We start from the raw sequence: 19,428 nt of genomic DNA, 5'->3' as shown, positions 1-19,428 counted from the left end.
GCAATTCGGTCTTTTTCTTACATTCTTTCTGCCCGCTATATTCTACATACATTGATCATGATTTCAGGCGGAAACGCTGGATTTTTCCGGTCGCGGTTTTGGGCAAATCATCGCAGAACCGGATCGAGCGCGGGTATTTATACGGGGCAATCATAGATTTCACATGAGCCTGAAGGGCTTCGCGCATAGCGTCATCAGCCGTGCCTGAAGCCAGAACAACATGTGCTTGGACAATTTGACCCCTCTCAGTATCTGGGACGCCGATCACCGCGCATTCCGCAACGGCCTCATGCGCCAGAAGTGCGGCTTCGACTTCGGGTCCGGCGATGTTGTATCCGGCCGAGATAATCATGTCGTCATTGCGCGCAGAAAAATGAAAATACCCCTCCGCGTCCCGATAAAAGCTGTCACCAGTGATATTCCATCCATCTGTTACATAACCCGACTGCCGCTTATCATTCAGATACCGGCACCCTGTCGGACCACGTACAGCCAGGCGTCCGATATCCCCAACTGCAGCTTCGGTACCGTCTGGGTTTAACACTTTGGCCTCATATCCGGTAACCGGCCTGCCGGTACTGGCCGGGCGGTGATCGTCAAACCGGTTTGAAATAAAGATGTGCAACATCTCGGTCGCGCCGATCCCGTCGAGCATTGGTTTGCCTGTCTTGGAAATCCACTCGTCATAGATTGGCTGCGGTAAGGTCTCGCCCGCCGACACGGCCGCACGCAGACTAGACAGATCAACACCGTCATCCATCGCCTGCAGCATGACCCGATAGGCGGTTGGCGCAGTGAAACAGACAGTCGCTTTGTATTTTTCGATTATCTCGATCATGCCCGCAGGCGAGGCTTGTTCTAACAGGGTTGCAGTCGCGCCGAACCGCAACGGAAACACCGCCAAACCACCCAACCCGAATGTGAAGGCCAAAGGTGGAGAACCAACAAAAACGTCCTCTGGAACGACCTGCAACACCTCACGCGCATAGCTGTCGGCAATGATCAGAATATCTCTGTGAAAATGCATGGTGGCCTTGGGTTCACCTGTCGAGCCGGAGGTGAAACCCAACAAGGCCACGTCGTCGCGCCCGGTTTTAACGCAATCGAACTGTACCGGCTTTTCAAGTGCAAGACGATCAAGCTCGGCATCGTGGTTTGAAGTTCCGTCGAACCCGACGACCCGCTGCAGGAACCGGCTATCACTGGCGCAGGACTGCATTTCGTCGATCAGCCGGGTATCACATAATGCAAACTGGATTTCCGCCTTATCGACAGTTTTCGTCAGTTCTGCAGCGCGCAACATCGGCATAGTATTGACGACGACCGCACCCACCTTGGTTGCGGCAAGCCAGCACGCAACCATTGCCGGATTGTTAGCCGATCGGATCAGCACCCGGTTTCCCGGCTCGACCCCCAAGTCATCGACCAATACATGTGCCAGCCTGTTGGTCCAGTCGCTGAGCTCTTTATATGTTCGTTGCCGACCATTGCCGATCAAAGCGGTATGATCACCAAAGCCCTTGGCAACCATGGCATCGGTCAGCTCATATGCTGCATTCACATGATCGGAATATGCAAAACCCGCCAACAGGAAGTCGGGCCACTGATCCTGGGGGGGCAGGTTATCGCGGCTGAACGTGTCGGTATGTGCAGACGGTCCAAGCATCACCTTCCCTCCATGTGTGCGGCCATCGTCTGACGTGCAATAATTACTTTTTGAACGTCCGAGGCGCCCTCGTAGATGCGCAAGGCACGGATTTCTCGGTACAGAGATTCAACCGCCATCCCAGAACGCACCCCGTCGCCACCAAACAACTGAACCGCCTTGTCGATAATCAACTGCGCCTGATCGGTAGCAAACAGCTTGGCCATCGCCGCCTCACGTGTAATGCGCGCCGCTCCGCTGTCCTTGGCCCACGCTGCCCGATAGATCAAAAGCGCCGAAGCATCGACATCTAATGCCATCTCGGCGATGTGCCCCTGCACCATCTGCAAATCAAACAACGGGGCGCCTTGCACCTGCCGTTCCGATACCCGTGTCAGCGCCTCATCCAGCGCGCGTCGTGCAAATCCCAGCGCAGCGGCGGCCACCGTCGGGCGGAACAGGTCCAGCACAGACATTGCAATACGAAATCCTGCGCCAGCTTGACCGATCATCGCACTAGCCGGCACACGCACATCATTGAAACGCAAAGTCGCCAATGGGTGTGGCGCGATTGTGTCCAGTCGCCCGACAACTTCGAAACCCTTCAGATCAGGAGTGATGATAAAAGCTGACAACCCTTTGGCCCCGGGTGCCTCGCCAGTACGGGCGAACAGGGTGTAGACATCTGCGATACCCCCGTTCGATATCCATGTCTTTTCACCGTTCAGGACAAAGTCGTTGCCATCACGGATAGCCGTCATTGTCGAATTTGCCACATCCGACCCCGATTGAGGTTCAGTCAATGCAAAGGCCGCGATAGCCTGACCAGAGCGCGTTTGCGGCAGCCAATGCGCCTTTTGGCCTTTTGAGCCGAACAACGAGATCGCACCGGTTCCAAGCCCCTGCATTGCAAAGGCGAAATCGGCCAACCCATCATGGCGGGCAAGTGTTTCACGGCTGAGGCACAGCGTCCTGACATCCAATTGGCCATTTTCGTCCGAAGTAGGCTGCAGCAGCCCGGCGTCGCCCAGCTGGCGGACCAGATCGCGACAAGCCTGGTCCGGGTCGCAATGGTCAATAGCTAGTCCCCGAGCAATCTCTTGCACCCGATCCGCCCAGCCCCGGTGATGAGGGTCAAAGAATGGCCACGAAAGAAAGCTCTGATCTGCCATCAATCGCCCTCGAATACTGGTTTGTCTTTTGCAACAAAGGCCTTGTAGGCGCGTTCAAAATCTCCGGTTTGCATACAGATCGCCTGGGCCTGCGCCTCTGCTTCGATTGCCTGTTCGATCGACATAGACCACTCCTGCGCCAGCATGGTCTTGGTCATCATATGCGCAAAATTGGGGCCAGCCACGATACGGTCAGCCAGAGATTGCGTGGTAGCGTCAAGCTCGGATGGATCAACCACCGCATTGTAGAACCCCCAGGAAAGCCCCTCATCAGCGGTCATGCTGCGTCCGGTATAGAGCAGTTCGGCCGTACGCCCCTGCCCGATGATACGGGGCAGGATGGCGCAGGCCCCCATATCGCACCCTGCCAGCCCCACCCGCGTGAACAGGAATGCACATTTGGCCTGCGGGGTGGCGATACGCAAATCCGCAGCCATAGCGATGATGGCCCCGGCCCCCACGCAAATACCGTCCACCGCAGCAATCACCGGCTTGCCACAATTCACAATCGCCTTGACGAGATCTCCGGTCATTCGCGTGAAGAGCAACAGGTCCTTCATCTTCATGCGCGTTAGCGGACCGATGATATCGTGCACATCTCCGCCCGAGCTGAAATTGCCACCATTTGAGGCGAACACCACTGCATCTACCTCTTCTGAATAGACCAAATCCCTGAACCAATCGCGCAGTTCGGCATAGCTGTCGAAGGTCAAAGGGTTCTTACGCTCTGGTCGGTTCAGTGCAATCGTTGCAACCCGGTTCCGGATTTCGCAGCGAAAATGTTTGACTTCACTAGTCATCGATTTCCTCCGAAATAGTGAGTTCGGTTGTCAGAGTGCGGGCGTCCTCGGCGGAAAACTGGCCAAGAATATCGGATATCCACGCCTCATGCGCCGCGGCCTGACGTGCGAATTCCTCGCATCCTTTTTGTGTCATGCGTACGCGATGGGCGCGGCGATCCCCAGGCACAGGTACACGCACTAGCAGGCCGTCATCAGCCAGCCGATCCACGATTCCGGTCACATTCCCGTTCGAAACGCGCAGCGCACCCGAGATTTCGCTCATCTTCAACCCATCTTCGAACCGCGACAGGGCTGCCATCACGTCGAAACGCGGCAGTGTCGTGTCGAACTCTACCCTGAGGTTCTCTCTTAGCGCCGCCTCGATGCCACGCGTGGTCTTGAGCAGCCGCAGCCATAACCGCAATCTCTCTTTGGAAGGGTCTTCCAATGGTGCTTGAAGCGGGTTTGGGTTCATATCTCGCCTCCGGACAGGCTAAGCGCGTGGCCATTGACTGAGTTTGCCGCATCCGAGCACAACCACCTCACGGCACCTGCTACGTCTTCGACCTGGATGAAACGGCCCTGTGGATTTATCTTTTTCAGGCTTTTCACCGCATTTTCCGCGCTCATTCCCGTCTTCTCGACGATGTTCGCAATCGAGCGATCCAGCATCGGCGTTTCCACAAACCCCGGGCAAACCGCATTGACGGTGATGCCCGTCGCCGCAAGTTCGACCGCCAGAGACCGCGTCAGCCCGACCACCGCATGTTTTGTCGCACAATAGCCGGAAACATATGGATAGCCCTTCAAACCGGCGGTGGACGCGATGGCAATCAGACGGCCCGCTCCTGCGGCTTGCATGTCAGGCAAAGCCGCCTGCCATAGATTGAAAACACCCACCAGATTCACATCCGTCAGGGTCCGCAGATCATCGGCGGTCATCCGATGAAACGGAAGCGAATGAGCCGCGCCGGCATTCGCAATCGCTATTGAAATCGGGCCGCGTTCTGCCCGTGCTGTTTCAATAGCAGCTAGGACCTGCTTGTCATCGGTCACATCACAAAGGACATACGGCAAGGCTTGCTGCTGCAGCTTGGCCTCTGTACGGCCCAAAATGGTAACGGCTGCTCCGCCATTCGCGAAATCTTGGGCTATAGCCGCACCAACGCCGGTGCCGCCGCCGGTTATGACGACATGTTTCATACTTCACCCGCCGTTTCCGCCATGCGATCTGCCAGGCGCCAGGCCTGATCCCGCCCGGCTTCATAGGGGCGGGGCCAAGTTTCCTGCCGGTCCCCCAACGCCGTAGCCGCGTGCAAGGTCCAGTACGGATCGTTCAGATGAGGCCGGGCAAGGCACACCAGATCCGCACGACCGGCCATGAGAATCGAATTTACGTGATCGGCTTCATAGATGTTCCCCACCGCCATAGTACTGATGCCGCATTCGTTTCTAATGCGGTCCGCGAAAGGGGTCTGGAACATACGGCCGTAAACCGGGTTAGCATCGGTCGAAGTCTGCCCGGCGGAAACATCCACTATATCTGCACCCGCCGCATCGAACATCGCCGCTATATCCACAGCTTGTTGCGGCGTCACGCCAGTAGGTCCGACCCAGTCATTGGCAGAAATGCGCGCCGCCATCGGCTTATCTTTGGGCCAGGTCGTCCGCATAGCTGAAAAAACTTCAAGCGGATAACGCATACGGTTTTCAAGACTGCCCCCATACATGTCGTCGCGCGTGTTCGACAAAGGAGAGATAAAGGACGAGATGAGGTAGCCATGCGCCGCATGCAGTTCGATCATGTCAAACCCAGCACGATCTGCCATCCGGGTTGCGGTCACAAATTGGGACGTGACCCTATCCATATCTGCACGATCCATCGCGCTGGGCACAGCGTTACCGTCGGACCAAGGGATCGCCGAAGCTGATATCAAAGGCCAGTTTCCTTCCTTCAGCGGCTGGTCCATTCCTTCCCACCCGATGCAGGTTGAACCTTTGCGGCCCGAATGGCCGATTTGACAGCATATTTTGGCGTCGGTTTCCGCATGGACAAATTCGGTGAGTCGAGCCCATGCGGCCTCGTGTTCGGGCTCATAAAGCCCCGGGCATCCTGGGGTGATCCGGCCTTCGGCGCTGACACAGGTCATTTCGGTGTATACCAGCCCGGCGCCACCTTTGGCCCTTTCACCGTAATGGATCAGGTGCCAGTCAACCGGGCACCCATCAACCGCCTTGTACTGTGCCATGGGTGACACTACGATCCGGTTCTTCAACTGCATCCCCCGCAGGCGAAATGGCGCAAACATCGGGGGCCGGGCCATACCATCAACAGCGCCCCCAGACTGCTGCATGAACCAGGCCTCGGCATGCCCCAGCCAGTTGGCATCGCGTTGGCGCAGGTTCTCGTGGCTGATCCGCTGAGACCGTGTCAGCATCGCGTAATTCAACTGAACCGAATCCTGATCGAGGTAACGTTCGACATTCTCGAACCATTCGACCGAGTTCCGCGCTGCCGATTGCAGGCGCAACACTTCAAGACGACGCTCGTCCTCATACCGCGCGAAAGCCGCTTCAGGCGTATCTTCTTTATGGACGAAGTCAGCCAGCGCAATAGCGCTTTCCAGTGCCAGCTTTGTTCCCGAGCCAATGGAAAAATGTGCGGTCGCTGCGGCATCTCCCAGCAATACCAGGTTTTTGTAACTCCATTTTTCGCACAAGACCCTAGGAAACCGCAGCCAGGCCGAGCCGCGGATATGACTGGCATTGCTCATCAAGGGATGGCCGCCCAAATGATCTTTGAAAATGTCTTCGCACAAAGCGATGGACTCTTGCTTGGTCATCTCACCGAACCCAAAAGCATCGAAGGTCTGTTGTGAGCATTCCACGATGAAAGTCGCCGTATCCCGGTCGAACTGATAGGCATGTGCCCAGACCCAGCCCTTTGGCGTTTCCTCAAAAATAAAAGTGAAGGCGTCGTCAAACTTCTGATGCGTACCCAGCCAGACGAACTGACACCGTCGTTGGTCTATATCGGGTCGAAAAACATCTGCGAACTCGGCCCGTGACTTGGAGTTCAGCCCGTCCGAAGCCACAACGACGTCGTAGCTCATCATATAGTCCGAGGCTGATGCCGCCTCGGTCTCAAAGCGCATCTCGACACCAAGCTCGCGCGCTCGGTCTTGCAAAATGAGCAGCAGTTGCTTGCGTCCGATCCCGCAAAATCCGTGGCCGCTGGACACGGTGCGCTGACCTTTATGCACAAGTGCTACGTCATCCCAATAGGCAAAGTGTTTACGTATCACCGTCGCGCTGGCTGCGTCATTGGCGGCAAGATTATCCAGCGTCTCATCAGACAACACGACGCCCCAGCCAAATGTGTCATCCGGGCGGTTTCGCTCGATAACAACCACTTCGGCATCCGGATCGCGGAGCTTCATTGAAATCCCGAAATAGAGGCCAGCCGGCCCGCCGCCGAGACATGCAACACGCATCGTTACCTTCCCCCATTCGCAGCTTTACCTGAAACGCTAGACCAGGTGGCCCATCCCTTCAAGTAAAAATATTTTATACTTGAAGTTTCTACGCTCTGAATATCCATCCACAAATTCGCGACGGGTTGGTATTTTCCTGAGCCAAGCCAGCACCGGTTTGCCTGCGACAAAGCAATCAATCTCTGTAAGCGGTTACAATTCGCTTTCACCTGAACGGCGCAGAGCTTACACATATTTGCAAAATCAAATTTCAGGTTTGACAATGCCAAAGGCAAAAACTGCACCGACCCTGGAGGATGTTGCGAAACTCGCGGGCGTATCGACCGCCACGGTTTCACGTTGCCTCAATTCTCCGAACCTGGTGGTGCAGGCTACGCGTGATCGGGTTCAGTCTGCCGTTGACGCTTTGGGATACACGCCGAATTTTGCCGCGCGTGTTATGGCTGCCAGACGGTCGCACACCATCGGCGCCATCATTCCCACCATGGAAAACGCGATCTTTGCGCGTGGACTTCAGGCCTTTCAGGAAGAGCTGCGCCAGCATGGCTATACCCTGCTTGTCTCTAGTTCGGCCTATCAGCCTGAGATCGAAGAAGAGCAGATACGCAACCTGGTCGCACGGGGGGCGGATGGGTTGCTGCTGATCGGGCATGATCGAGACTCGCGGATCTATGACTATCTCGCAAAACGCAGGATTCCGGTTCTGATAGCGTGGTCGTTTCAGGCAGACGCACCAGTCCCTTCGGTCGGATTTGACAACCGTGCGGCCATGGCCGAACTGGCAAATCAAGTGATCAAGCTGGGTCACCGGACCCTGGGTATGATTTCTGGTGTCAGCACCGGAAACGACCGTGCCCGCCTGAGGATCGAAGGGGTGCAAGAAGCAATGCGCCGCAACAATATCCCAAATGACCGGCTGACGATCGTAGAAACGCCATATGAAATCGAAAACGGGGCAGAGGCGTTTTCCCGTCTGATGTCTCGGCAAGATCGACCAACAGCGGTGCTGTGCGGGAACGATGTTCTGGCTATCGGTGCGTCGCGCCGGGCCAAGGAGATGGGGCTTAGAGTTCCTCAAGACGTATCCGTCACAGGGTTTGACGATATCGAACTGGCGCAGATCACCGATCCAGGTTTGACGACCGTGCATGTCCCACATCGCGAGATGGGTCGACGGGCTGCGCTGGAACTGGTTGGGTTGATCGAAAAGCCCACCGAAAGTTGCAATGTACAGTTGCGAACCAATTTGGTCGAACGCCAATCGCTGGGGCGCCCCGGCTGACTTCAGGCGGCCTCGTTTTCCATGGTGCGAAACTCACCTTTCAGCCAGGCGTGACTTGCGCACATCGGGTCGGTAAAATGTTGACGGATGAGCTTTCCCATCGCTCTTTGGATTAGCTTCGAAGTGGTCTCGGGGTATACGTCGGTCGTGAATAAAGACACTGTTCTTACAAAGTTTCGGCCGGGAAATGGCACCACCCGAACTTGGTCGTGAAATCTGTGGGCCCTATGAAAACTTGCGGCCGTGGTAATGGTCCAACCGGTGCCTTCAGCGACCAATCCTATGATCGACTGATTGCATTCCAGTTCGAACCTGTTGGGCAGATCAAATTTACCTCGCCTGAGCTGTATCTCAATTTGCTTGCCGATCACGTAATCACGCGAATAGCGCAGCAACGGCAATTCTGCGTTTGATGAAAACATCTCCTCGGGCATGCCACTGAACCCTCCGGGCAAAACAACGATAAAAGGGTCGCGCATCAACGGGTATTCGATCAGGCCCTCGGTCCGTTCGAACGGTCGGGTCGCCACCCCTGCATCCAGCTTGTGTTCCTGTAACTTGGCAATGATCTCATGGCTGGGGCGTGTGAAATGCCGAAAACTGCAGCGCGGCAAAGCATGCGCAAGAAACCGAAACAAGTCTGGCGAGATTTGATTGTCGAAATCATCAATCAGTGCCAGCCTCAAATCCGTCGCATGGCGCCAGTTACCCGACCGGATCTCCGCCTCGGCCTTTTTCAAAACGATCAGCCCATCGCGGACATGGCGCGCATAGACTTCACCGGCAGGTGTCAGACCCATTGGACGACGCCCGTGATCCACCAAATCAATGCCCAACGCGGTCTCAAGGCTTCGTAGGTGATTGGAAACTGTGCTGATGGACAAACCGGTTTCCGATGCAACCTGTTGGATCGATCCTGACTTTGCGACCAACTGAAAAACTTCCAGCCAGCGGAGGCTTAGCGACTTTGGCACATTTACAGTCCGTTGTTTCGATTACATCAAAACTAGCGAAACAAAGAACGCCCCTCATTGCAATGATGAACTTGCAACCCGTTCTGCGTCAAGCCCGGAGCCTGCTATGGTCCGGGTCATAGGGCGAAGGTGCGATCACCGTTGCGTTGACCCGTTTTCCACAGTGATCCAACTCTATCTTGCACCCGATTTCTGCAAGTGACGGATCGACAAATCCATGGGCAAGATTGAGGCCGGTGCGGTGCCCCCACTCGCCCGAGGTGATTGTCCCGACAACCGTGTCACCCATCATAAGCGAAGCCCCGGCATGGGCAGGTCCCTGTCCGGTTTCCAACCGGAGCGGCACGAGTTTTCTCCGCGGCCCATCAGCATCACGGTTCAGCAGGGCATCGCGCCCGATGAAGTCACCCTTTTCCAACCTCACAAACCGATTCAGACCTGTTTCAAAAGGATCAAACTCGGTGATCAAATCAGCCTTCCAGTGCAGGAACGTCTTTTCCATCCGCATGGAGTCGATCGCCCGAGCGCCAAACAACTTGAGGCCGAAGCGCTCTCCAGCCCGCCGTAGCGCCAGATATGCGCTATAAAGCGAAGGGTTGGGAACGTGGATTTCATATGCCAGTTCGCCAGAAAAACTTACCGCAATCACCGTTGCCGGAGCGAAGCCAACAAAGCACTCCCTGACGCTCAGCCATGGAAAAGCTGCCGGGGACCAATCACCGCGCGCGCAGGACGCCAGCACATCACGTGATTTCGGGCCGGCAAGGATCAGAATGGTGTAGTCGTTGGTCAGACTGCGCAGATGCACGTCTTCATCGGGGTGGCGGTTCTGCTTTAGCCAATCCATATCGTGGAATTCACTTGCCGCCGCCGAGCCATACCAGACCCGGGCAGGGCCGCGATCGCTGGCGGGCAGGTTCGCCACAGTCGCTTCGGCTTTGACCATTCCGTGGTGGTTCAAAAGATAGCCCAGCCCAATCCTGCCGTCGCGGCGCGTGACAGCACCACAAAACAGCCGGTCCAGAAAAGCATGCCGATCCGCGCCGGTAATCTCGATACGGTTGAAACCATTCACCTCGGACAATCCGACATTGGACTGAACATTTGCCACCTCGGCCCCGACCAGATCATAGGTTTCGTCAAAATCAAAACTGAGGGTCGGTTCAAAGCTGGGGTCAGGCTTGATGTAATCCACCCTTTCCCATCCATTGACGACAGTGAATTCGGCGCCCTCGGCCGCCAGAACCGGGGTCAAAGCAGTGGTCTTAGCAGGCCTCCCCGCGGGGCGGTGTTCATGCGGGAGATGAAAGCGAAATTCGTTTTGATAATCCTCAACCGCCTTCAGTGCCGTCAGTTCGACATTCGCATGGTCGGTGAACCTGCGCGGGTCCAGACACCAGGTGTCATAACATGCCTCTCCATGCACAATCTGCTGGGCCAACAGCCAACCATGGCCACCGCCCTCACCCAATCCAGCCCGCAGGCCGATAATACAGAAGGCGTTGCGCTTGCCCGGGATCGGCCCGACAAGTGGTGCACCATCAATCGTATAGGTTATCGGCCCGTTGACGACCGTGTGAATCCCGGCCTCTAACAGCGCAGGCATCCGAGCAAAAGCGCCTTCCAGCACGTCCGACACGCGGTCCAGATCGTCCGGGCAAAGCGCATTTACAAAATTTGGATCGATCCCGTCCATGCCCCAGGTCTTGCAGCCCTGTTCATAGAACCCCAGCAAGAGGCCGTTCTTTTCTTGTCGACAGTAGAAATCGCTGATCGGACATCGCAGCAAAGGCATTCGGTGGCTAGCATCGCGGATTGCAGGAATTTCTTCCGTCAGAAAATACTGATGCTCCATCGAGGCCACGGGGTGGTGCACCCCCATCAAGGCGCCCACTTCGTTCACACGATATCCGCAGGCATTCACCACGATGTCACAGTCGATATCACCGTGTTCGGTCTGCACCGTCCAGGTGTCATCCTTGTGTTGGGTCAACCCGACAACCGGGGTATTCCGGTACACCTCGGCCCCGGCCAAACGTGCAGCCCGGGCCAACGCCTGACACAGCTGAGCCGGATCAATATCCCCGTCCAAAGGATCCCACAGCCCGCCAATTAGGTTTTCGGTCGAGATCAGAGGGTGCCGCCGAGCGCATTCTTCGGCATCAATAACCTCGAAATGGACATCCATCCCCCGGGCCATCGACGCGAAATGGCGGTATCCCTGCATCTGCGCTTCGGTATTCGCCAGCCTGATCCCGCCATCGCCGTGGTGATAGTTGATGGGATAGTCCGGATTGGCAGCCAGGTCTTGGTACAGCTTGATCGAATGGGATTTCAGCCCAACCATGGTTTGGTTTGTTCCGAAATTCGTCACCTGCGCCGCGGAATGCCATGTGGTGCCCGAGGTCAGCTCGTCCCGCTCGACTAGGACAACATCTGTCCATCCCTCTTGCGTCAGGTGATACAGCGTCGAACACCCAGCGATCCCGCCACCAATTACCACTACTTTTGTCCGCGACTTCATCGGCTTTGCTCCTCTGAACCCCAATAGGTTTTGCTGAAAACGGGTCTTCGCAACAGCTTACGAATGGCTTGTGCTGAAAAATCGAAACTACGATTGAGGATTCTGAAAGGCGCATTTCCCTTTTGCAGAGACCCCGCATCGCCCTTTACGGTTCCGGGAATTCTGACATGAAAAGGATTGGGCGTTGTCAAAGGGCAGTAAAAGAAGCGGTCGAAATGCGCGTCTTGCGCAACGCGCAGCAGAGCCCGCCATAGATCCGTGCCCCCCCGGTCAAGCCGGTGGTCGCTTTCAACCTTTGACACAGTCCGAAGTCAAACAAATATACAATACCGCCTTAAGGCTTCTGGAAACTCTCGGCATGGGCGAGGTCCCGGACAGGCTGGCCAACGATCTGCGGTCAGCCGGTGCACAATCCGGACAGCAAGGGCGGCTGCTATTTCCTCGAAACATGGTTGAAGACGCTATTGGGTCCGCTGCCAAGACTTTCTCGTTTCATGGCCGGGACGAAGCGCGCTCGATCGAAGTGGGCGGAAATCGTGTGTTCTTTGGCACCGGCGGTGCGGCTGTGCAAACGCTCGATCTGGAGAGCGGCCACTATCGCCCATCCACGCTGGCCGATCTGCATGATTTCACGCGGCTTCAGGATACGCTGGCCAATGTCAGCTGGTTTACGCGCTGCTGTGTCGCGACTGATCTGCCAGATGTTTTCGATCTGGACGTGAACACGGTTTACGCTCTGGTTCGCAATACCACCAAACCGATTGCCACGTCGTTTACCCTTGCCGAACATGTGGCCCCGATCGTCGAAATGCTCGACATCGTTGCAGGCGGGCCGGGTGAGTTCGCTAAGCGGCCGTTTCTGAAGGCCCATATCAGCCCGGTGATTTCACCGCTGCGCTATGGCGAGGATGCGGTGGATGTTGTCTATGAATGTATCGCACATAATATCCCGATGTCCTGCATTACCGCCGCACAGGCGGGCGCCACAGCACCCGCGACACTCGCCGGGTTTCTGGCGCAGTCTTTGGCCGAGACACTGGCCAGCCTTGTTATGGTCAACGCGATCAAGCCTGGGTTTCCGATGGTGTTTTCGAACTGGCCTTTCATTGTTGATTTACGCACAGGATCCTTCGCAGGTGGCAGCGGTGAGACCGCCATCCTGAACGCTGCGTCGGCACAGATCACTAACGCACTGGGGCTGCCTTCGGGAGTGGCCGCCTCGATGACTGATGCCAAAGCTATCGACGCACAGTACGGGGCCGAGAAAGGAATGACCTCGCTCGCTGCGGCGCTGGCTGGCGGCAATCTGATCTACGAAAGCTCGGGCATGACCGCTTCGTTGCTGGGCGTCAGTTTCGAAGGGTTCGTCCTTGACGACGAAATGCACTCTCACACCTATCGCGCTTTGCGCGGCATCGAAGTGACCGACGAAAACCTGGGATTCGACGCCATTTGTCATGCGGTACTGGGCGACGGTCATTTTCTGGGAAGCGCCCACACCTATGCTGCGATGGAACGGGACTACTTCTATCCAGCGCTGGCTGACCGGAACGAACCCCGGACATGGCAGACCGAAGGAGCCGCAGATGCGTGGACGGTTGCCCGCCGGCACGCAAAGGACATCCTGGCACGACATCATCCGCAATACCTGACCGAAGAACAGGACGCTGAAATCCGCAGACGGTTTCGCATTCTCTATTAGACTTACGTCGACCGACTCTAGCCAGTAGGCTTGCAGCACATACACTCAGATGAGGCCCTCATGACAAATCCCTTCTTTCAGCCGGTCTCGGCAATGGAGCTTGCGCGTTTCGCAGGTGTCCCCACGTTCATGCGCCTTCCCGAACTGACCCCCAAGGACGACCGGATCAACGAAGTTGATATTGGGATCATCGGGATCCCGTGGGATGGCGGCACCACAAACCGCCCAGGCGCGCGGCATGGGCCTCGGCAGTTGCGCGACTATTCGACCATGATCCGCGCAATGAACCCGGTCACCGGTGTAGCCCCTTTTGCCATGGTGAATTGCGCCGATCTGGGTGATGTCGCGCCGAACCCGGTGGACATCGAAGACACCATGAACCGAGTCACGTCTTTCTATGACGATCTGACCGAACGGGGCATAACGCCGCTAACCGCGGGCGGTGACCACCTGACCACCCTGCCCGTCTTGCGCGCTCTGGCCAAGTCGGAGCCATTAGGCCTTATTCAATTCGACAGCCACACCGACCTGTTCGACAGCTATTTCGGTGGCTACAAATACACCCATGGCACACCGTTTCGTCGTGCCGTTGAAGAGGGCCTTGTGGACCCCAAGCGCTTTGTCCAAGTCGGCATACGCGGGACGGCCTATAACACAGACGATATCGATTGGGCCGAGGCACAGGGCATCCGCATCATCCGCATCGAAGAACTGTTCGACCGCGGCATTGACGATGTCATGGCCGAGGTGCGGGAGATCGTCGGAACAGGTCAGACCTATTGCACCTATGACATCGACTTTGTGGACCCCACCTATGCCCCCGGCACTGGCACGCCGGAAATTGGCGGGCCAAACAGCTTTCAGGCGCAGCAGGTGATCCGCCAGTTAAGCGGTGTCAATCTGGTTGGTGCTGATCTGGTCGAGGTCGCACCCCCCTTCGATGCCGCTGGGGGCACGGCCTGGCTGGGCATCTCACTGATGTTCGAGCTACTGTGTGTTCTGGCACAGGCCGTAGACGCCCGCCGCTAGTCGGTGTTTTCGGCAATCATCGAGATCATCTCGAACATCACCGCCGCCGCGGTCAGGGCGGTGATATTGTTGGGGCTGTCCTTAGTGGGCATCATGCAAACAACGTCACCGCCGACAATGTTCAAGCCGCGCGCGGCACGCAGGATACCAATGGCTTCGTCAATGTCGAACCCCTTTTCGCCCGGCTCCAGATTGGACACCGCCGGAGCGATTGTCGGGTCAAGGCAATCCAGATCGAAGGTGATATAGACCGGGCGGTCATCTAGAACCTCTTTGGTCTGCGCCACTACATCCGCAAGCCCGCGCTGACGAAATTCGCGCATGGTGACGATGTTGTACCCATAGTCGTAAGAAGGCTGCAACCAGTCCAGGCTGCGCGGATGGCCTCGCAGGCCGATCTGCATCGACCGGGTTGGGTCAACCTGCCCCTGATCCGCCAGATAGGCCCCCCAATGGGCGGCGGATTTCTTTGCCCCCAGAAAGTGGTCGACCTTGGTGAACACATCCGTATGCGCATCCAGATGCAGAAAACTGATCGGCCTTCCTCCGGCCAGCTTCCCACATCCCAGCGCCTGTACGATCCCGCCGGTAATGGAATGGTCACCGCCAACGGATACCGGGCGCGCACCTGCCGCATCTATGTCCTTGTAAAAGGCGGTAATGCGTTCGATGCAGTCTTCGTTATCGTTGGCGCGCGGAAAGGGTACATCGCCGACATCGGCAATCTTCGCGCGGCTCCAGGGGTCGATCTCAAAAACCGAATGGACCCTGCGCTGTACCGCCGAGACATTCCGCAAGGCGCGCGGGCCCAGATGCTGATCCCTTTCGGTTGTCCCGTTTCCGGTCGAATGCGGCACACCGACAAGTGCAATATCCTGCCCCTCGGGTCCGATATTGGGGCAGCGAAACATCGTCGGTATGCCCCACCAGTACAAATTGTCCATCATGGACTGCTCATAGCGGTCGACCATTTCATCCTCCGGTAAAAAAATGCCCCCGGCCTGAGCAGAGGGCATAGAAGTTCAGATTCTTTCGTCTTCTCGCCGGAATGCGCCCTGAACAATACGGTCCATGACCATAGCAAGGAACAAAATGGCAAAGCCGCCCAACAGGCCGGGCCCCTTGGCTGCATATTGCAACGCCTCAAGGATTTCCTTGCCCAGCCCTCCGCCACCGATCAGCGAAATGATCACCACCATCGATAGGCACATCAGGATAGTCTGGTTCACCCCGGTCATGATCGACGGCAAGGCCAGAGGTATCTCGACATCCTTCAGCAATTGCCATTTCGAGGCCCCAAAAGCCACAGCAGCCTCTTTGATACTGTCGGGCACTCCGCGCATGCCCAGCGCGGTCAGTCGGATGACCGGCGGCATGCCAAAGATGATCGTGGCCAGAATGCCGGGCGGGTTGCCGGTGCCAAAGAAGGCGATAATCGGGATCAGATAGACGAAGGCCGGCAAAGTCTGCATCAAGTCCAGCACGGGCTCTGCCGCGCGGTAGGCACGCCTGGACTTGCCAAACCAAATGCCCAGTGGAATGCCAAAAACAACGCATAACAGCACCGCCGCACCGACCAGCGCCACGGTTTCCATCGCCACATCCCAATATCCCAGCAAGGCGATATAGGCCAATGAAGACGCCGTGAAGATCGCCACTCGGGGGCCTGCAGCCCGCCAAGCCGTCACACATATCACCAGCATCACAACCGGCCAAGGCGACCCGATCAGCGCAATGGTCAGGGCATCCAGAACCGACCGAACCCCAGCGACAATCCCATCGAATACGTCCCCGCCAGCAAGAGCGGCCGCATCTATCTGCGCCTCCATCCAGCTTGCAAGGTTTGAAAACAGGGTCCCGCCGCCCTCACCCAATATCAGTGCGGACACTTCTTTTTCGGGGAATGCATCCAACATGGCCAGCGAAGCATTGACCGTGAATTTGTAGACGATCAACGGCCCAATCGCCGCAACAAGCACAGCCCCCAGCACCATATTTCGCCTGGACTGGCCACTTTCGGTACTGTCCGGATCGGTCCGCCATTTTGAATACTGTTTTTCATAGACGCGGTCGGCATAGAAGCCCTGTGCCAGTTTGAAGACCAGCAGCATCAGCAATCCGGTGATCATGATGCTCAGCGCTTCAGACTGCGCTGCCGCGGCTTTTCCAAAGCTGGCATCGGCGGCTTTCTGTATATTCGCTGCCAGCTTGGTGAAACGGTCAATATCGGCCTTCTCTGTCGCATCGGCCGCCCGCGCCAGCAGCTCGTCGGCGCGTGCCTGCTGACGTTCGGCACGTTCCACCATGTCAGCGCCCGGATTGCCCCAGGCACCACGCCCGATCTGAACCCAAGCGATGATTTCCAGGATCAGAAAGGTCCAGAACATCCCCCAGATGGCTCGTGATGCTGACCACAAAGGCCCCAGAACCCCGGCCCAGAGATTGAACGTATTCGGAACCGCGCTGGTTGCATCATGGATCTTGTGAAACGCCTTGACGTAATAGTCCCCATTCGGACCAGCAAACTCGTGAATGGACCGATCCAGTGCCTCATGGTCGACCTCGATATCCGAGGCGGCGGTGACTTTCACTTCGGTGGTTACATCAGTCATTCTTGCCCCCCTGAATTCCGCGCAGCAGGCGCGGTTTGGTCACGACGCCCACGTCCTGTCCTGCATCGGTGATGATCACCGGCAGGTCCGTGTCGACAGCCAGGTCGATCAACTGATCCAGATCGGCCCCCTCATCCGCGCGCGGCGCGCCGTCGGTCGGGCCGGAATAGCTGTCCAGTGGCTCCATGATTGAATGCGCCTTGACCAGTTTCAGTTTGGATATGCCCTGAACAAACTCGCGCACATAGTCATCGGCCGGATTCATCACGATGTCTTCCGGTGTGCCAATCTGAACGATGACACCATCTTTCATGATCGCAATTCGGTGGCCAATGCGGATAGCTTCGTCCAGATCATGGGTGATGAACAATGTGGTCTTCTGCAACTGGGCGACCAGCGCTTTGAACTGGTCCTGCAGCTGCAGCCTGATCAGCGGATCGAGCGCAGAAAAGGGCTCGTCCATTAACAGGATTTCCGGATCAGAGGCCAGCGCGCGGGCAATTCCAACACGCTGCTGCATCCCGCCCGACAATTCTTTGGGCAGGCGATCTTCGTACCCGGTCAGGTCCACCAAACCCAGCGCATGGTCCGAGACGGCCCAGCGCTTGGATTTGGACACTTTTCGAATTTCCAAAGGATAGGCCACATTGTCTCTGACAGATCGGTGCGGCATCAGCGCCATATGCTGGAAAACCATCCCGATCTGCTGCGCGCGAATACGGCGCAGCTCAGCCTCGGATATTTTGGATACGTCCTGGCCCAGAATCTCGATCTTGCCTGAGGTCGGCTCGATCAAGCGGTTCACGTGGCGCACCAGCGTGGATTTCCCGGATCCCGAAAGACCCATAATGCAGAAGATTTCGCCGCGCGGGACTTCGAAAGACGCACCCTGTACGCCGACCACACAATTATACCTTTCAAGAACTTCAGGCTTTCCAATCCCTTCATCCCGTACTGCGGTCATGGCCTCTTCTGCCCGCGCACCGAAAATCTTCCAGACATCTGTCAGCTTAACGACTGTTTCGGTCATACTTGCCCCTTCAATGCAAAACAGGCCGCCAGGCATTCCCGGCGGCCTATCTGTAATTCAGTTCCGAGCGTTACCGATCACTCTGACATCCAGTTCAGAACTGCATCTTCGTTCGCACCGACCCATTCTTCGGCATATGCGAGCGGCTCTTTGCCATCTATGACAAGCGCATAAGTCATGGCCGAGACAGCGGCAGTATCCAGTTTCATGTTGGACAACAGCCGAGCAACTTCGGGGTACTCATCCTCAAGAGATTTGGCATAGTGAAGGTGCAGATAGGCCAAATCCCAGGCGACACCTGCTTCGGATTTCTCCAGCCAATCCGGATCATCCGTGGGCTGCAGGACATTCCATTTTGCCGCGTCATAGGCCGGCTCTTCCAGGATCTGAAGATCATGCAGTTCAAACACGTAATGCGGCGTATAACAGAAACCCACCCAAGGCTCACCCGCTTTGATCGCGTTATCAAGGTTCGCATAGGCGACGGTTTCGTCTATCTCGGTCAGTTCCATGACCTGGTCATAGCCATATGATTTGGCCCGGATTTTCTCGACGTTGGTCGACGCCCAGCCGGGGGCACCGATCCATACTTCGCCCTGCCCGTCGCCATTGCTGTCGAACAGTGCCGCGATGTCGGGATTGGTCAGGTCGTCAATGGACCGAATATCATTGGCATCAGCGGTCGCTTTGTCGACACACATTCCTTGAAACGCCTCAACGCCATTGGAATTGAAGGTAACTGTACCCTTTTCGGTTACATAGGTGTCATGCAGGTTCTGCTGGTTCGGCATCCACACTTCGGGGTGTACGTGCATGGCGCCGGAATCCATCGCCTCGAACACGATCGGGTTGGTGCCATTCTGAAGCTCGACCTCTAGCCCCAGATTTTGTTCGATCGCAACCTTTAGAATGTGCGCTGTTGCATTTACCGATGGCCAGTTCGGCACACCGATCACAATGTCAGCAGCAAAAGCAGGCACAGCGACCATCATCGACGCGCCTCCCAGTAACATAGTGAGTTTGTTCATATTATTTCTCCGTGTTGGGCGTTCGTGGCGCTGTTCTTCTTACCCTATGGGCAGCGGTACGCCTACCAAACGACATCGGGATGACGTTCCATCCCCCTTTCTTAGCCAGTTACCGGGCGCGCCGGTTTGACAGGAAAATTCAAACATGCCGACA

The 19,428-nt window shown here is 56.7% G+C and carries 15 protein-coding genes; 3 read left to right on the top strand and 12 right to left on the bottom strand.

The features are described from left to right. Positions 1-55: 55 nt before the first annotated feature. Genes AC2FFF_RS11700 through AC2FFF_RS11675 form a run of 6 tightly spaced genes read right to left on the bottom strand, consistent with a single transcriptional unit; the run spans position 56 to position 7,093 of the window. Positions 56-1,666, bottom strand: a complete 1,611-nt coding sequence (locus AC2FFF_RS11700) for an AMP-binding protein (protein WP_281973169.1) — start codon at positions 1,664-1,666, stop codon at positions 56-58. Then, a complete protein-coding gene (locus tag AC2FFF_RS11695; RefSeq protein ID WP_281973170.1) occupies positions 1,666-2,817 on the bottom strand; it encodes an acyl-CoA dehydrogenase family protein in 1,152 nt (383 codons plus the stop codon). Before AC2FFF_RS11695 ends, AC2FFF_RS11700 begins: the two co-directional genes overlap by 1 nt. Continuing rightward, a complete protein-coding gene (locus tag AC2FFF_RS11690) occupies positions 2,817-3,617 on the bottom strand; it encodes an enoyl-CoA hydratase family protein (protein ID WP_281973171.1) in 801 nt (266 codons plus the stop codon). The genes AC2FFF_RS11695 and AC2FFF_RS11690 overlap by 1 nt, the downstream gene beginning before the upstream one ends. Then, a complete protein-coding gene (locus AC2FFF_RS11685; protein WP_281973172.1) occupies positions 3,610-4,074 on the bottom strand; it encodes a MarR family winged helix-turn-helix transcriptional regulator in 465 nt (154 codons plus the stop codon). The genes AC2FFF_RS11690 and AC2FFF_RS11685 overlap by 8 nt, the downstream gene beginning before the upstream one ends. Next, a complete protein-coding gene (locus AC2FFF_RS11680; protein ID WP_281973173.1) occupies positions 4,071-4,802 on the bottom strand; it encodes an SDR family NAD(P)-dependent oxidoreductase in 732 nt (243 codons plus the stop codon). The genes AC2FFF_RS11685 and AC2FFF_RS11680 overlap by 4 nt, the downstream gene beginning before the upstream one ends. Next, positions 4,799-7,093, bottom strand: a complete 2,295-nt coding sequence (locus AC2FFF_RS11675) for a bifunctional salicylyl-CoA 5-hydroxylase/oxidoreductase (protein WP_281973174.1) — start codon at positions 7,091-7,093, stop codon at positions 4,799-4,801. Before AC2FFF_RS11675 ends, AC2FFF_RS11680 begins: the two co-directional genes overlap by 4 nt. Positions 7,094-7,355: 262 nt before the next feature. Here AC2FFF_RS11675 and AC2FFF_RS11670 point away from each other — a divergent pair, with 262 nt between their 5' ends. Next, positions 7,356-8,375 (top strand): LacI family DNA-binding transcriptional regulator, encoded by a 1,020-nt coding sequence (locus AC2FFF_RS11670; protein WP_281973175.1) that lies wholly within the window; start codon positions 7,356-7,358, stop codon positions 8,373-8,375. A gap of 2 nt (positions 8,376-8,377) precedes the next feature. Here AC2FFF_RS11670 and AC2FFF_RS11665 read toward each other — a convergent pair whose 3' ends face one another. Further along, a complete protein-coding gene (locus tag AC2FFF_RS11665) occupies positions 8,378-9,349 on the bottom strand; it encodes a LysR family transcriptional regulator (protein ID WP_142637779.1) in 972 nt (323 codons plus the stop codon). Between the two features lie 88 nt (positions 9,350-9,437). Further along, the gene (locus tag AC2FFF_RS11660) at positions 9,438-11,873 is read right to left on the bottom strand and encodes a GcvT family protein (RefSeq protein WP_281973177.1); all 2,436 of its coding nucleotides are present in this window, start codon (positions 11,871-11,873) and stop codon (positions 9,438-9,440) included. A gap of 184 nt (positions 11,874-12,057) precedes the next feature. Here AC2FFF_RS11660 and AC2FFF_RS11655 point away from each other — a divergent pair, with 184 nt between their 5' ends. Then, on the top strand, positions 12,058-13,575 hold the full coding sequence (locus AC2FFF_RS11655) for a trimethylamine methyltransferase family protein (protein WP_281973178.1): 1,518 nt from the start codon (positions 12,058-12,060) through the stop codon (positions 13,573-13,575). 60 nt (positions 13,576-13,635) lie between these two features. After that, positions 13,636-14,604 carry an agmatinase gene (gene speB, locus AC2FFF_RS11650; protein WP_281973179.1) on the top strand — a complete coding sequence of 323 codons (969 nt, stop codon included), beginning with the start codon at positions 13,636-13,638 and terminating at the stop codon, positions 14,602-14,604. Here speB and AC2FFF_RS11645 read toward each other — a convergent pair. The 4 genes from AC2FFF_RS11645 to AC2FFF_RS11630 form a co-directional block, all read right to left on the bottom strand. Next, a complete protein-coding gene (locus AC2FFF_RS11645) occupies positions 14,601-15,575 on the bottom strand; it encodes an arginase family protein (RefSeq protein WP_281973180.1) in 975 nt (324 codons plus the stop codon). The genes speB and AC2FFF_RS11645 overlap by 4 nt on opposite strands. A 51-nt stretch (positions 15,576-15,626) precedes the next feature. Further along, the gene (locus AC2FFF_RS11640) at positions 15,627-17,216 is read right to left on the bottom strand and encodes an ABC transporter permease (RefSeq protein ID WP_271949986.1); all 1,590 of its coding nucleotides are present in this window, start codon (positions 17,214-17,216) and stop codon (positions 15,627-15,629) included. Further along, positions 17,209-18,246, bottom strand: coding sequence for a quaternary amine ABC transporter ATP-binding protein (locus AC2FFF_RS11635; protein ID WP_142637767.1), 1,038 nt, complete (start codon positions 18,244-18,246; stop codon positions 17,209-17,211). The genes AC2FFF_RS11640 and AC2FFF_RS11635 overlap by 8 nt, the downstream gene beginning before the upstream one ends. Positions 18,247-18,323: 77 nt before the next feature. Next, positions 18,324-19,274, bottom strand: a complete 951-nt coding sequence (locus tag AC2FFF_RS11630; RefSeq protein WP_142637765.1) for an ABC transporter substrate-binding protein — start codon at positions 19,272-19,274, stop codon at positions 18,324-18,326. Between the last annotated feature and the right edge of the window lie 154 nt (positions 19,275-19,428).

The organism is Ruegeria sp. YTSA226 (genome assembly GCF_059609905.1).
Note: the sequence above shows the minus strand (reverse complement) of the source record. Positions and strands in the feature narration are given on the sequence as shown.

Excerpts from the sequence above, each read along its gene's own strand:
- AC2FFF_RS11700 (WP_281973169.1), bottom strand. The coding sequence starts at position 1,666 with ATGCTTGGACCGTCTGCACATACCGACACGTTCAGCCGCGATAACCTG.
- AC2FFF_RS11695 (WP_281973170.1), bottom strand. The coding sequence starts at position 2,817 with ATGGCAGATCAGAGCTTTCTTTCGTGGCCATTCTTTGACCCTCATCAC.
- AC2FFF_RS11690 (WP_281973171.1), bottom strand. The coding sequence starts at position 3,617 with ATGACTAGTGAAGTCAAACATTTTCGCTGCGAAATCCGGAACCGGGTT.
- AC2FFF_RS11685 (WP_281973172.1), bottom strand. The coding sequence starts at position 4,074 with ATGAACCCAAACCCGCTTCAAGCACCATTGGAAGACCCTTCCAAAGAG.
- AC2FFF_RS11680 (WP_281973173.1), bottom strand. The coding sequence starts at position 4,802 with ATGAAACATGTCGTCATAACCGGCGGCGGCACCGGCGTTGGTGCGGCT.
- AC2FFF_RS11675 (WP_281973174.1), bottom strand. The coding sequence starts at position 7,093 with ATGCGTGTTGCATGTCTCGGCGGCGGGCCGGCTGGCCTCTATTTCGGG.
- AC2FFF_RS11670 (WP_281973175.1), top strand. The coding sequence starts at position 7,356 with ATGCCAAAGGCAAAAACTGCACCGACCCTGGAGGATGTTGCGAAACTC.
- AC2FFF_RS11660 (WP_281973177.1), bottom strand. The coding sequence starts at position 11,873 with ATGAAGTCGCGGACAAAAGTAGTGGTAATTGGTGGCGGGATCGCTGGG.
- speB (WP_281973179.1), top strand. The coding sequence starts at position 13,636 with ATGACAAATCCCTTCTTTCAGCCGGTCTCGGCAATGGAGCTTGCGCGT.
- AC2FFF_RS11645 (WP_281973180.1), bottom strand. The coding sequence starts at position 15,575 with ATGGTCGACCGCTATGAGCAGTCCATGATGGACAATTTGTACTGGTGG.
- AC2FFF_RS11640 (WP_271949986.1), bottom strand. The coding sequence starts at position 17,216 with ATGACTGATGTAACCACCGAAGTGAAAGTCACCGCCGCCTCGGATATC.
- AC2FFF_RS11635 (WP_142637767.1), bottom strand. The coding sequence starts at position 18,246 with ATGACCGAAACAGTCGTTAAGCTGACAGATGTCTGGAAGATTTTCGGT.
- AC2FFF_RS11630 (WP_142637765.1), bottom strand. The coding sequence starts at position 19,274 with ATGAACAAACTCACTATGTTACTGGGAGGCGCGTCGATGATGGTCGCT.